Raw genomic sequence first — 13,187 nt, 5'->3', positions numbered from 1 at the left:
GGCGAGCGCCATTCAAGGCTCAACGGCGGTATGCCCAGGCCGTAGCTCTCATTAGAATTCGCAGCCTGCCACTTTTGGTTTGCCGAACAAGGATTGCGTGATGACCCCTTTGCAGAGCCCTGCCACCGACCTCGATATCGAGGCGCGTTACACCTGGGCAAAAAGCGTGGCACAGCAGGCGGCGCAGCTGGGGATGGATTTCTATCGGCGGCGCAACGATCTGACGGTAGAACACAAGGGCAGTGACCGACAGGACGTGGTCAGCATTGCCGACAAGCAGATCGAGGAATTCATTCGCGCCGAACTGACTGCACGTTTCCCCGAAGACGGCTTTCTTGGCGAGGAGAGTGGCTCGTCGCATCTTGGGGCACGCTGCGTCTGGGTCATAGATCCCATCGACGGCACCGCCTGCTTCGTCAATGGTCTGCACAACTGGTGTGTTTCGGTCGGTCTGCTGATCGATGGCGAGCCGCACCTGGGCGCGATCGCCGATCCGAACCACGATGAGCTGTTTCATGGCTGCCTGGGCCGGGGTGCCTTCGTTAACGACACGCCGCTCACGGTCAGTGCCGCGCAGCATGTACGCGAGGGTTTGACCGGAACCGGCACCTTTCATCCGCGCGGCAAGGAGCATTTCATTCCCTTCCTGCAGCAGCTCCTCGGCGAGGGCGGAATGTTCATCCGCAACGGTTCCGGAGCGCTGATGACCGCTTATGTAGCCGCCGGCCGGCTGATCGGCTATTACGAGACCCAGCTCAAGAGTTGGGATTGTCTGGCGGGTTTGGTGCTGGTGCGGGAAGCCGGCGGGCGGGTCAATGATTTCTTCCGCAACGATGGCCTGCTCGACGGCAATCCCTATCTGGTGGCCTGCCCAGGCGTCTACGACCAGCTGGCGGCGTTGATTGGCCCGTCACTGGACGGCTGAACGCAATTCGTCGGTCGCGCATTGCATTGGCGGGGCGAGGCGCGCAGCCTGTGGCCTACGCCTCGGCCAGGCTCTGCTGTCTGTTGCCGGAGGTGGGTATTTGGCTACTCCAACGGGGCTTTGTTGCTGAAGGAGCAAACTGTCGTACCGTCCTGATGGATGCCTTCGAGACTGCGAGGTACCGATCATGAGCACGATGCAATGCACCTACCGTGGCTACGACATCATCGCCGAGGTGATGGAGTATCCGGGGTCACCAACCCCCTGGGCCGGCGGCTGTCGGATCAGCGATCCGGCCGGTCATACCACGCGGCGTATGCCGTTACCCGTCGAGCATGCCTTCATGGCCGAGTTGGATAAGGCGCAACGACTGTCCATCGCTCACGGAAAATGGCTGGTGGATCAATGTCTTGATCACGGCCGAAGCCTTTTTCCCGAAGCGGCTTGAAAGGAAGTTTCGAAGATTCGATATGGCGGGCAGCTATTTCAGTGCGGCCCGCCGTTTTGAGTCGTGGCGGCGATCGGTTGGCATTGGCGGACATCTGCCTGCATCGAGTGTCGAATCCGTTCGGTTGTGCGGTCGCGACGCGACGTTTTCTCACGGCTGTGTCGATTTTCCCCGTTGCTTAATATCGGCAACGGTGGCATAGCTTGTCTCAAGCCATTCCCAAAGATGGCGTTCACGAAGCGGAAGTAAGGACGACGTATGCAAATCCAGGTTCATAGCGATAACCACATCGAAGGCAGTGCTCGGTTAGTCGACTGGGTCAGTGCCAGTGTCGCCAGCAAGCTGGAGCGTTTCGACGACGAACTGACCCGGATCGTCGTGCACCTCAATGACGAAAATGGTGAAAAAGCCGGCGCTCAGGACAAGCGCTGCCAGATCGAAGCCCGGCCAAAGGGCCAGCAGCCAATTTCCGTGACCCACAAGGCCGAATCTCTGGAGCTGGCCATCGACGGCGCCATCGACAAGCTCGGTAATGCGTTGAGCCATCAGTTCGGCAAGCTGCGCAGCAAGCGTTCCGTAGCGCAGGCGCAGGTAGCCGGTGGCAGCGGTGTGCAGGATGCGCTGCTGGAAGAGGACTTCCTGGCCGACGAACAGCTGCGTAGCTCATAACCAAGCCTATCCGCTTCCCGGACCGCGACTGCGGCCGGTAAGCGGATCACTCACTGTTCTATGCGCCTGCTCGGCGCGCCAAAAAAGCTGCCCCGCAATGATGCGGGGCAGCTTTTTTTAGGGTTGCCTCAGCGCCTCAGTGCAGCAGCTCTGGCGGAATGCTGCCGCCGTGCTCGGCGAGCTTCTGCATCACCGTCTTGTGCAGCCAGATGTTCATGGTGCCGGAGTCGGTCATCTTGTCCTGCGGGCAGCCGAGCTCCGTGGCCAGCTCCTTGCGAGCAGTCAGGCTGCTATCGAGGCCCAGCAGTTTGAGCAGATCAACGATGGAGGTGCGCCAGTTGAGCGTCTCAGGATGGGTTGCCGCCATGCCGTCGAGCTTGACCGCGACATCCACCTGCGACATTGCCGGGGCTGCGGCCGGCGTGATCGTCGCATTGGTCGTGGCTGTTGGCCGATCCGCACCCAGGGTGGCCCCTTCGGCGCTGGTGGCTGTGGCATTGGCCGGGGGCGTGGATGCCTGCTTGTGCGCCTCGCTGGAGTCGTGGCCGAAGCCGAGTTTTTCTTTGATCCTGTCGAACAGTCCCATGGGGAGCACCTCCTCGTTTGGTCGTGCCGCATTGGACCGCTGAGCAAGCGAAAGCATTCGCGGCGGCGAAAAGTTTTTTTGCCGTGTTGGATGGGATGAAGAGGGGCGGGAAGCGAAAGATGAGCCAGAAGGCGGGCGGCTGATCGTGAACCAGCGGGGTGCGGGGTAATGCGTTTTTTGCTGTGAGCGCCCCCCACCGAAGCGAGGGGCATATCCGGTCAGTCTTCGCGACTGGTGACTTCCAGCAGGTGATAGCCGAACTGAGTCTTCACCGGGCCCTGCACGACGTTGATCGGCGCGCTGAAGACGACGGTGTCGAATTCGCGAACCATCTGCCCCGGGCCGAAGGAACCAAGATTGCCGCCATCACGGCTGGACGGGCAAGTGGAGTTCTCCTTGGCGACCTGGGCGAAGTCGGCACCGCCTTCGATGGCGGCTTTCAGTTCGTTGCACTTGGCTTCGGTGGAAACCAGGATGTGGCGGGCGGTGGCGCGGGCCATGGGGTGACTCCTATAGGACTCTTGAACGAGGCGTCGAGGCTACCGCAATCACCCCGCGTTTGGCGACCAGCGAGTCAGTTTCTCGCGTGACCGGACTGCGTAGGAATGAAGGCCCCCCGCCAGCAGGGCTTTTGCTATCCTCGCGCGCTTTTTCACCAGCCCGGATACCTCCCAATGCTTGAAGCCGCTCTCGTCCAGCTCGAACGTGTCGTCGCCGACCTGCTGCAACAGAACCAGTCCCTGCGCGAAACCTCCGCGATGCTTGAGCAGCAATTGCAGCAGGCTCGCGAGGAGAACGACAACCTGCAGCTGGCCGCTCTCGAGCAGGAAGAGAAGCAGGGGGCGGCGCTGGCGCGGCTGCAGTCGCTGATCGAGCGCGCCGCGGCCGGTAATGCTGCATGAAGGATGAGGGCATCCAGATCCTGAAGGTCCTCGGACGCGATTATTCGATTCGCGCTGCCGAGGGCCAGGGAACGCTACTGAGCGATGCGGCGGCGTTGCTGCAGGAGCATCTGGAGGCCAGTCGCCGGCTGTTCCCTGGCGCCAGCAGTGACAAACTGCTGGTGCTGACTGCGCTCAATCTGTGTGCTCCGCTGCTCGAGCAAGGCGAGCAGCTGCGTGCAGCGGAGCAACGATTGATCGCCAGCGTCGAGCGCATCACCAGCCGGTTGCGTGGGTGAAAGCGCTCAGGCCGCGTCGCTGTTCCGTCCGTTGTTCTCTGGCTGTTCGGCGAGATAACGCTGCAGTCGCGCCTTGTCCTGTGCGTTGAATAGCATCCCGAGTTTGGTACGGCGCCACAGGATGTCGTCGACCTGACGCGCCCATTCCTCGCGCTGCAGATAATTCACTTCCTGGCTGTAAAGCTGCGGTCCTAGCCGCTGGCCGAGCTGATCGAGCGAATGAGCACTGCCGAGCATTCGCCACACGCGACAGCCGTAAGTGGTGGCCCAGCGTTGTGCGAGTTCTGGGGGGGCGTCGACGACGTGGCCGGCGATCGCCACGGCCAGCGCTTGCACCGTGTTCATTTCCTCTCCGCCCGGTAGTGGCGCGGTTGCCGTCCAGCGTTCGCCCATGCCGGGGAAGAACGGCTTGAGCTGTGCCAGCGCAGATTCGGCGAGCTTGCGGTACGTGGTCAGCTTGCCGCCGAATACCGACAGTAGCGGCGCCTGCCGCTGTTCCGCCGCGAGGGCAAGGGTGTAATCGCGCGTCACGGCTGCAGGATTGTCCGATTCGTCATCGCACAGCGGGCGCACGCCGGCAAAGGTATGCACTATGTCGGCGGGCGCCAGCTGCCTGCGGAAATGCGTATTGGCCACGCCCAGCAGGTAACCGATCTCTTCCTCGCTGATGTGTACCCGTGCCGGGTCGCCCTGATACTCGCGATCGGTCGTGCCGATCATCGTGTAATGCTCCAGATAGGGAATGGCGAAGACGATCCGACGATCCTCGTTCTGCATGATGTAGGCCTGTTCGCCCTTGTACAGTCGGGGCACGACGATATGGCTGCCCTGAATCAGGCGAATGCCGTAGGGCGAACGCTGTTGCAGGTTCTCGCCAATGAAACGCGCCACCCAGGGGCCGGCAGCGTTGACCAGCGCCTTGGCGCGGATGGCGAAGCGGCTGCCATCCTGGCGCTGTAGCTCGACCTGCCAGACACTCTTCACACGCTCGGCGCTCAGGCACTGAGTGCGGGTATGGATGTGTGCGCCGTGCTCGCGAGCACTCATGGCGTTGAGCACCACCAGCCGCGCATCGTCCACCCAGCAATCGGAGTACTCGAAACCTCGCGTGATGTGAGGCTTGAGCGGGCTGTCAGCAGTGAAGCGCAGCCCGCGCGAGCCGGGCAACTTCTCGCGCTTGCCAAGATGGTCGTAGAGGAACAGCCCGGCGCGGATCATCCATGCCGGGCGCAGATGGGGACGGTGCGGCAGTACGAAACGCATCGGCTTGACGATGTGCGGCGCCTTGCGCAACAGCACCTCACGCTCGGCCAGCGCTTCGCGGACGAGACGGAATTCGTAGTGTTCCAGGTAGCGCAGGCCGCCATGGATGAGCTTGCTGCTGGCCGATGAGGTGTGACTGGCAAGATCGTCGCGTTCACATAGAAATACCGAGAGGCCACGGCCCGCAGCATCGGCAGCAATACCGACGCCATTGATACCACCGCCGATCACGGCGATGTCGTACAGCTCGGAGACGGGGGTTAACGGATCTGGCACGCTGCTCTCCTCGAAAACGAATACCAATGTTCGGATATGAACATGCTAACGCGTAATATATCCGCATTCCATGGCATAAATGTTCTATTTAGATAAGTAAAAGAAAATTATCGAACTAATGGCAGGCGGTCTGGTAACGAGCGTCAGGAGCGGAAAAGGTCAGTCAGCGATTTCGAGTTGCACGCTGTGTCGGGCCAATAGCTCGACGAAGGGCTCCGCTGGCTGCGCATCGGTGAACAGGCAGTCAATCTGCTCCAGCGAACCCAGGCGCGTCATGGCGCTGCGGCCGAACTTGCTGGAGTCCGCGGCGAGGAAGACCTTGCGTGCGTTGTGGATGATCGCCTGGGAGACGCGAACTTCCTGGTAGTCGAAGTCGAGCAGGGTGCCGTCCTCGTCGATGCCGCTGATGCCGATCAGTGCGAAATCGACCTTGAACTGGCTGATGAAGTCCGCGGTGGCCTGGCCCACTACGCCGCCGTCACTGCGCACGTTACCGCCAGCAATCAGCACATCGAAGTCTTCCTTGGTGCTGAGGATGCTCGCCACGTGCAGATCGTTGGTGATGACTTTCAGGTCCCGGTGGTTGAGCAGGGCCTGGGCGATGGCTTCGGTGGTGGTACCGATGTTGATGAACAGCGAGGCCTGGTCCGGTACTTGGGCAGCCATTGCGGCGGCGATACGGCGTTTCTCGTCGCGCATCTGCCGTGCGCGCATGGTGTAGGCGGTGTTCTGCACGCTGGAGTCATGAGCTGCGCCGCCGTGATAGCGACGCAGCAAACCGGCTTCGCCCAGCTGGTTGATGTCCCGGCGAATGGTTTGCGGGGTCACAGCAAAGTGCCTGGCGAGTTCTTCGATGCTGACATAGCCGCGCTCGCGCACGAGTTCGAGGATGTTCTGCTGTCGGGGCGCCAGGCTCATGGAGGCTTCCTTGTTCGCGATGTTGCGCGAAGCATGCCGTAGTCTGGCTTTCGATTAAAGCAGCGGTTTTTCGGATTCGCGCAATGCCGCGGCTGCCTGCGAACCGCTCGCAGGCAGCGCGGGGCGCGGCCTTTCAGTCCTCGGCCCAGTTGCGGGTGCGGTCGACCGCCTTCTGCCAGCCGCGATAGAGCGCCTCGCGTTGTTCGCTTCCGCACGCCGGTTCGAACACCCGCTCGATGCTGCTCTTGCTGCGCAGTTCGTCGAGATCGCTCCAGAAACCGGTCGCCAGCCCGGCCAGGTAGGCCGCGCCGAGGGCGGTGGTTTCCTTCATTTGCGGGCGTTCCACCTGGGTGCCGAGCAGGTCGGCCTGGAACTGCATGAGGAAGTTATTGGCCACCGCGCCGCCATCCACACGCAGTGCGCGCAGGCGCTCGCCGGCGTCCTGCTGCATGGCGTCGAGCACGTCGCGGGTCTGGTAGGCGATGGATTCCAGCGCCGCACGGATCAGGTGGTCGACCTTCACGCCGCGGGTCAGGCCGAACAATGCGCCGCGGGCGCGCGGGTCCCAATAGGGCGCGCCGAGCCCGGTGAAGGCCGGCACCAGGTAGATGCCGTTGCTGTCCGGCACCTTGGTGGCGAAGTACTCGGAATCCAGCGATTCATTCAGCACCTTCAGCTCGTCGCGCAGCCATTGCACGGTCGAGCCGCCGTTGAAGATGGCGCCTTCCAGCGCATAGTTCACTTCACCACGCGGGCCGCAGGCGATGGTGGTCAGCAGGCCATGTTCGGATTGCACCGCCTTGGTCCCGGTGTTCATCAGCAGGAAGCAGCCGGTGCCGTAGGTGTTCTTCGCCTGGCCGGGCTCGACGCACATCTGGCCGAACAGCGCCGCCTGCTGGTCGCCGGCGATACCCGCGATGGGAATGCCGGTGCTCTGGCCGGAGCCGATGTAGGCGTGCCCGTAGACCTCTGACGAGGAGCGCACCTCCGGCAGCATCTCGCGCGGGATATCCAGCGCTTCGAGCATCACCGGGTCCCAGTCCAGCATGTGGATGTCGAACAGCAGGGTGCGCGAAGCGTTGGTGTAATCGGTGACGTGGGCTTTGCCCTGGGTCATCTTCCAGATCAGCCAGCAGTCGACGGTGCCGAACAATAGTTCTCCACGGCGGGCACGTTCGCGGCTGCCCTCGACGTGGTCGAGAATCCATTTGATCTTGGTGCCAGAGAAGTAGGGGTCGATCACCAGGCCCGTAGTCTTGCGGATGTGCTCTTCCATGCCGTCGCGCTTGAGCTGGTCGCAGATCGGCGTGCTCTGGCGGCTCTGCCAGACGATGGCGTTGTAGATCGGCCGGCCGGTGACCTTGTCCCAGACGATGGCGGTTTCGCGCTGGTTGGTGATGCCGATCGCCGCCACCTGCTCGTTGCTGATGCCGGCCTGGGCCAGCGCCTCGACGAACACGCCGCTCTGGGTCGCCCAGATTTCCATGGGGTCATGTTCGACCCAGCTCGGCTGCGGGTAGATCTGCGCGAATTCGCGCTGGGCGATGGTCACCACGTTGGCGTTGCGATCCAGCACGATGGCGCGCGAGCTGGTGGTGCCCTGGTCGAGGGCGACGACGAATTGCTTGTTCTGGTTGCTCATGACGACATTTCCTTAGCGAACTTTGCTGATGTCGGGCTGGGCGGAGCCCATTTCGGCAGAGGCCATTTCCTTGGGTTTCGGTGCATCGCAGGCGGCCGAACCTACCCCCGGCAGGTGCCGGCAGATCAGCGCCTTGTAACCGGCGGCGCCCAGGCAGGCGCCGAGGATCGGCGCAAAGATCGGCACCAGGAAATACGGAATGTCCCGCCCGCCGGTGAAGGCGACATCACCCCACCCGGCGAAGAAGGTCATCAGCTTGGGCCCGAAGTCCCGAGCCGGATTCATCGCAAAGCCGGTCAGCGGTCCCATCGCTCCGCCGATCACGGCGATCAACAGGCCGATCAGCAGCGGCGCCAGCGGGCCGCTGGGCAGGCCGTTACCGTCATCGGTGATGGCCATGATCATCGCCAGCAGAATCGCGGTGATCACCACTTCCACCAGGAACGCCTGGCCGAACGACAGCGACGCGTGCGGGTAGGTGGAGAACACCGAGGCCAGCTCCAGGCTTTCTAGGCTGCCGCGCAGCATGTGGTTCGCCTGCTCGAAATCGATGAACAGGCTGCTGTACAGCCCGTACACCAGCGCGGCGGCACAGAAGGCGCCGGCGACCTGGGCGAGGATGTACGCCGGCACGCGATGCCGCTCGAAGGTGCCGAACAGCCACAGCGCGATGGTTACGGCCGGGTTCAGGTGCGCGCCCGATACGCCGGCGGCCAGATAGACCGCCATCGACACACCGATGCCCCAGATGATGCTGATTTCCCATAACCCGAGATTGGCGCCGCCCAGCTTGAGCGCGGCGACGCAGCCGGTGCCGAAGAAGATCAGAAGGGCGGTGCCGAGAAACTCGGCGATGCATTGTCCCTTGAGCGTCGGGACGGATGGAGTACTCATGCGCGGGAGCCTCATATGGATTGTTGTTGTTTTCGAGCCGACAACGGAATGGTTCGTAAATGTTCGGAAACGAAAAGCTATGAGCAAAATACGGTGCTGTCAAAGTAAAAAATTGAACATTCTGACGAAGGGTCGGCGAACGATTTCCGCGCATCGTTGTCGGGCCCGCAGCTGTGCGGGCAGTGTCTGGAGGGCGTTTTCACTGAGAAAAATGGCCGCGGTGCCTGCAGCTATCGCCACTGTGTTGTTCGCTGTTTCGGCAACAGTGCAGCGTGCAGGTTCGGCGCAGACAGGGGAGCGTGTTTGGCATCCTCTGCCTGCCCAGGGGAAGGGACTACAGCACGTCTTCCAGAATGATGTAGACGATGCCGGTCGCGATATTCAGCAGGATCAGATCTCTGCCCAGGCGACGCCATTCGTATCCTTCGTAATAGGGGATGCCGCGACGTTGCCGGGCAGTTAGCGGCCGGCCCCAGCCGTGCGGCAGCGGCTTACCTTTCTGCACGACGACATACCCCGGAACCGGGCCGCCGCGGCCGATCTGTGCCCGATGCAGTTCGACCTGTCGCCGGACATGGCCGAGATCTTCCGGCAGGTACTGGCGCTGCTGGAACTGGCGCTCGCGCCGCTCGCCCGCGCGCAACTCACGATGCGGCTGCTGCTGCCAGTGTCGCTGCTGTTGGGATGAGCGTTGCGGCTGGTGTTGTGGAGGCCGCTGCGGCTGGCGTTGCTGGAGTTGCGGGCGTTGCCGAGAATGGACATGCGCCGGTTGACGCTGATACGGCCCCGTGTCCGGTGCGGCGGTGGTACCGCCAGTCATACCCAGGGCCAGGCTTGCACAGAGCAGTGAAGTCGTGAGTTTCATCCGGATACCTCCTACGCGATGCTGCAGCACCGCAGCAATGAGTTAAGCGTAGCGGTCCCGCTGGAAGCGGGGCGGAAGAGACGGCTTTAATCGACTGGTTTTCGGGCTGAATCAGTCCGTCAGCGTTTGCGCCGCCAGAGCGTCCAGCCCAGACGCAGGTCATCCCACATCGGAACCAGGGCGAGAAACAGCAGCGCGCCAGCCAGCGGTATGGTGGAGAGAAAGCCGAAATGCTTGAAACCGATCGCGCCGCTGACACCGCCGGCGAAGAAGCACCCGACCATCAGGCTGTTGATCAGCAGACGCGCGCGGTCGGCGCGTACCGGCTTCTGCCCCGTCTGGCGTGACCGATTGATGTACACCAGCTTGCCGAGCTCGATGCCGATATCGGTAACCATGCCGGTGATGTGGGTGGTGCGGACTTCGGCATTCGAAAGCTTGGTGATGATCGCGTTCTGCAGCCCCATGATGAAGCACAGCAGCATGACCGTAAGTGGCACGAAGAACCCCGGCACGTCCATCAGCCGTGCTCCCAGCACGCCGAAGCACAACAACAGCACGGCCTCCAGCGCCAGCGGCAGGGCGTATTGGCTGTGCAGGTGCCGTCGCCGGGAGACGTTGATCATGATGGTCGAGCACATCGCCCCCAGCAGGAACGACAGCAATGCGCCGAGCCCGCCGAGGGCCAGGTCGCTCGCACCCAGCGCCAGGTTGTCGGCCATCGAGGAGACGATCCCGGTCATGTGCGAGGTGTATTGCTGCACGGCGATGAAACCACCGGCATTGGCTGCGCCGGCATTGAACGCCAGCCACAACCCCAGTTGGCGATTGCTCTGCTTGGAACGCCGGCGACCGGTCAGACTGCGTGCGTAATTGAATGGCATGACGCCGAGAAACTCCCATGCGGGGCGCTTGGTAACGGGGTGGCGATTATACGGCGCGGTGGCGAAGCGTGGTGGTGACCGCACAGCTGACGGCGATCAACTAATTCCAATCGCGCGATGATAGCTAGTGGCCATTAATCGAGGCCTTGCCCTATAGTTCGCCGCGCAATGGATGGCGATTTATCTGGCCGAGCCGGTGCCGGTCGGCGCCATCGATTCCGATGGTTAAAAAGGACTTGGTAATGAACGTCAAACACCTCTTCGCCGTGGCCACCGCGGCCGCCCTGCTGTCAGCCTGTAGCGCCACCACCTCGCTGCGTTCCAGCGACCCCAAACTGGCCGTCGAAATCAATGAAGATGCACCGTTGATGCTGGCAAATCCGGTCAACAAGACCTACAAGGCCACGAGTTTCGGCCAGTACCGCTTCCGCGCCAGCAAAGAGGGCCTGGAGCCGATGTACGGCCTGATCCCGCTGAAGTTCAACGGCGGCTATCTGGCGGCCGACATTCTGTTCTTCGCCCCCGCTGCGTTCTACAACCTGCGCGAGGTGTATCCCTTCTACGAGTTCGATATCGAGAAGGGCGAGATTCGCTACAAGAAGGATGAGGCCGATCCGTGGATGAGCTACAAGCCGACTCCTGCCGAAGCCGAGCGCGCCAGGGCTTACTTTGCCAAGTAAGCAATTGATGATCGACGGGACCTTCGACCCTGGCGGTTCCGTCGACAGCTAGCGCTCCGCCTTCGGCGTAACGCTGGCCGATTGCTCGAGTTGCTCCGCATCTGGCTTATTCCGGGTGTACTGCAGCTCCGCTCGCAGGCTCCGTACTTCGAGGGTCAGACTGTCGACCTGCTCCAGCAGTCGGAGCATCAACTCGCGGTCATTCGCGTCGCGCTTTTCTTCTTCCTCGTTCTGGTCGGCGACGAACAGCGAACCGATATAGGCGGCAAAGCTGCCAAACAGGCCCACGCCCGACACCATCAGCAACACCGCCACGACGCGCCCCTCGGTCGTCACCGGATAAAAATCGCCATAACCGACCGTCGTCACCGTGACGAAGGCCCACCACAGCGCCTCTTCCGGCGTATTGATCGAGCTTTGCGGATTCGGCGCCTCCACCAGCAGCATGGTGATCGCGCCGAAAGCCACCAGCAGCATGGTTGCGGTCGCCGCGGATGCCACGATGCCTTCGGCGCGATTGCGGAACAGCACCCGCCAGATCAGTTGCAGCGACTTCAGCGCGCGCAGGATACGCAGCACCTGGAACGCACGCACCAGCTTGGCTGCCTGCAAGCCGCTGGCTGGCACGCTAGCCAACAGGTCGATCCAACCCCAGCGCATGAAGCGCCACTTGTCCTCGGCTTGCTGCAGGCGCATGCAGAAATCGAGGAAGAAAAAGAAGCAGACAATGGTGTCCAGGTAACCCAGCAGGGTCGAGACATCATCAGGCAGCTCGAAGAACAGATCGGCTACCAGTGCGCCTAGCACGTAGAACGACAGCACGAGGATGAAGATCTGGAAGGGCGTTACGGTGCGTTGCTTCATGGGGCGTCCGGGCAGCGAGGGGGTTCGCCGGTAGTGCAGAAGAAGGGCACGAGTTTAAAGCATGCGACGGCACAGGCGTTCGCCAATCCGCTCATCGCACTGAGCCTGATTCGGCAGAGCGTCCGCGCCGGATAGCCTAAGCTCAGCGTCCGCTGCTTGACCGGTGTGTTTGTCGAAAGGAGGAACAAGGTGAAGGTACTGACACGGCGACAGTTATCCTTGCTGGGTAGTGCGCTGCTGCTCGGTGGCGCGCTGCTTCGGGGCGACCGGGCGTGGGCCGTCGAGCAGCACGGCGATGACCTCACGCAGCGATTCGCCGAGCTGGAAAAACAGCTGGATGCGCGCCTGGGCGTGGCGATCATCGACAGCCAGTCCGGCCGGCAATGGCGGCACCGTGCTGATGAACGCTTCCCATTGTGCAGCACCTTCAAGCTGCTGGCGGGCGCGGCGGTATTGCGGCGGGTCGATGCCGGCGCGGATTCGCTGCACACACGCATCCGCTATACCGCGGACGATCTGGTGACCTACTCGCCCGTCACCGAGCGGCATGTCGACGATGGCATGACGCTCGCCGCGCTCTGCGAAGCGGCCATCACCCTCAGCGACAATACGGCGGGCAATCTGCTGCTGCGTCACCTCGGCGGGCCGGGCGCGATCGGCGCTTTCGCACGCACGCTCGGCGACCACCACACTCGCCTGGATCGCTGGGAAACGGAGCTGAACGAGGCACGTCCTGGCGATCCGCGCGACACCACCACGCCGGCGACGATGGCGGCGAATCTGCAGCGTCTGGTACTGGGGGACAGCCTGTCGGCGGCCTCGCGTGACCAGCTCATCGCCTGGATGCTCGCCAGCCAGACCGGTGCGGCCAAGCTGCGCGCCGGCCTGCCGCCAACCTGGCGCATCGGCGACAAGACGGGTTCGGGCGAGCGCGGCACGACCAACGAGATCGCGGTGATCTGGCCGCCGCAGCGCAAACCGGTGATTGCCTGCGTCTACCTCACGCAGACGCAGGCGAGCGCCGAGGAGCGCAACGCCGCGCTGGCGGCGATCGGCCGGGCGCTGGCCGAGGCGCTGACGGCCTGAGCGCGCG

Annotated in this window: 16 protein-coding genes; 7 read left to right on the top strand and 9 right to left on the bottom strand. The window is 62.7% G+C overall.

The annotated features are described in order from the left end of the window. Positions 1–100 precede the first annotated feature (100 nt). The 3 genes from N8H22_RS10465 (at position 101) to N8H22_RS10455 (ending at position 2,042) form a co-directional block, all read left to right on the top strand. A complete protein-coding gene (locus N8H22_RS10465; RefSeq protein WP_264590442.1) occupies positions 101–925 on the top strand; it encodes an inositol monophosphatase in 825 nt (274 codons plus the stop codon). 187 nt (positions 926–1,112) lie between these two features. Next, positions 1,113–1,373: a hypothetical protein gene (locus tag N8H22_RS10460; RefSeq protein ID WP_264590441.1), complete on the top strand. Its 261-nt coding sequence runs from the start codon at positions 1,113–1,115 to the stop codon at positions 1,371–1,373. Positions 1,374–1,631: 258 nt separating this feature from the next. Then, positions 1,632–2,042: an HPF/RaiA family ribosome-associated protein gene (locus tag N8H22_RS10455; RefSeq protein WP_264590440.1), complete on the top strand. Its 411-nt coding sequence runs from the start codon at positions 1,632–1,634 to the stop codon at positions 2,040–2,042. A 136-nt stretch (positions 2,043–2,178) separates the two neighbouring features. Here N8H22_RS10455 and N8H22_RS10450 read toward each other — a convergent pair whose 3' ends face one another. Together N8H22_RS10450 and N8H22_RS10445 are read right to left on the bottom strand one after the other, a co-directional pair. Then, positions 2,179–2,628: a DUF3597 domain-containing protein gene (locus tag N8H22_RS10450; protein ID WP_264590439.1), complete on the bottom strand. Its 450-nt coding sequence runs from the start codon at positions 2,626–2,628 to the stop codon at positions 2,179–2,181. Positions 2,629–2,846: 218 nt separating this feature from the next. Continuing rightward, a complete protein-coding gene (locus N8H22_RS10445; protein ID WP_264590438.1) occupies positions 2,847–3,128 on the bottom strand; it encodes a peptidylprolyl isomerase in 282 nt (93 codons plus the stop codon). A 174-nt stretch (positions 3,129–3,302) separates the two neighbouring features. Between N8H22_RS10445 and N8H22_RS10440 the strand changes: the two genes are divergently transcribed. Beyond that, a complete protein-coding gene (locus N8H22_RS10440; protein ID WP_264590437.1) occupies positions 3,303–3,530 on the top strand; it encodes a hypothetical protein in 228 nt (75 codons plus the stop codon). Next, positions 3,527–3,808: a cell division protein ZapA gene (locus tag N8H22_RS10435; protein ID WP_264590436.1), complete on the top strand. Its 282-nt coding sequence runs from the start codon at positions 3,527–3,529 to the stop codon at positions 3,806–3,808. The genes N8H22_RS10440 and N8H22_RS10435 overlap by 4 nt, the downstream gene beginning before the upstream one ends. Positions 3,809–3,814: 6 nt before the next feature. On the opposite strand, the gene glpD is transcribed toward N8H22_RS10435, so the two are convergent. The 6 genes from glpD to N8H22_RS10405 form a co-directional block, all read right to left on the bottom strand. Continuing rightward, entirely contained in the window at positions 3,815–5,347 is a 1,533-nt protein-coding gene (gene glpD, locus N8H22_RS10430; RefSeq protein WP_264590435.1) for a glycerol-3-phosphate dehydrogenase, read from the bottom strand. 159 nt (positions 5,348–5,506) lie between these two features. Further along, positions 5,507–6,265 (bottom strand): DeoR family transcriptional regulator, encoded by a 759-nt coding sequence (locus N8H22_RS10425; protein WP_264590434.1) that lies wholly within the window; start codon positions 6,263–6,265, stop codon positions 5,507–5,509. A 133-nt stretch (positions 6,266–6,398) separates the two neighbouring features. Beyond that, positions 6,399–7,907: a glycerol kinase GlpK gene (gene glpK / locus N8H22_RS10420; protein WP_264590433.1), complete on the bottom strand. Its 1,509-nt coding sequence runs from the start codon at positions 7,905–7,907 to the stop codon at positions 6,399–6,401. Between the two features lie 12 nt (positions 7,908–7,919). Beyond that, complete coding sequence (locus N8H22_RS10415) at positions 7,920–8,801, bottom strand: MIP/aquaporin family protein (RefSeq protein ID WP_264590432.1); 882 nt, start codon at positions 8,799–8,801, stop codon at positions 7,920–7,922. A 334-nt stretch (positions 8,802–9,135) separates the two neighbouring features. Continuing rightward, positions 9,136–9,666, bottom strand: coding sequence for a hypothetical protein (locus N8H22_RS10410; protein ID WP_264590431.1), 531 nt, complete (start codon positions 9,664–9,666; stop codon positions 9,136–9,138). 119 nt (positions 9,667–9,785) lie between these two features. Further along, positions 9,786–10,550, bottom strand: coding sequence for a YoaK family protein (locus N8H22_RS10405; RefSeq protein WP_264590430.1), 765 nt, complete (start codon positions 10,548–10,550; stop codon positions 9,786–9,788). A gap of 242 nt (positions 10,551–10,792) precedes the next feature. Here N8H22_RS10405 and N8H22_RS10400 point away from each other — a divergent pair, with 242 nt between their 5' ends. Further along, on the top strand, positions 10,793–11,230 hold the full coding sequence (locus N8H22_RS10400) for a hypothetical protein (RefSeq protein ID WP_264590429.1): 438 nt from the start codon (positions 10,793–10,795) through the stop codon (positions 11,228–11,230). 48 nt (positions 11,231–11,278) lie between these two features. Here the strand turns inward: N8H22_RS10400 and N8H22_RS10395 are convergent, their stop codons facing one another. After that, positions 11,279–12,094 carry an ion transporter gene (locus N8H22_RS10395; RefSeq protein WP_264590428.1) on the bottom strand — a complete coding sequence of 272 codons (816 nt, stop codon included), beginning with the start codon at positions 12,092–12,094 and terminating at the stop codon, positions 11,279–11,281. 189 nt (positions 12,095–12,283) lie between these two features. Between N8H22_RS10395 and bla the strand changes: the two genes are divergently transcribed. Then, on the top strand, positions 12,284–13,180 hold the full coding sequence (gene bla / locus N8H22_RS10390; RefSeq protein WP_264590427.1) for a class A beta-lactamase: 897 nt from the start codon (positions 12,284–12,286) through the stop codon (positions 13,178–13,180). Positions 13,181–13,187 lie beyond the last annotated feature (7 nt).

Source organism: Stutzerimonas sp. S1, assembly GCF_025966695.1.
Lineage (GTDB): Bacteria > Pseudomonadota > Gammaproteobacteria > Pseudomonadales > Pseudomonadaceae > Stutzerimonas.
Note: the sequence above shows the minus strand (reverse complement) of the source record. Positions and strands in the feature narration are given on the sequence as shown.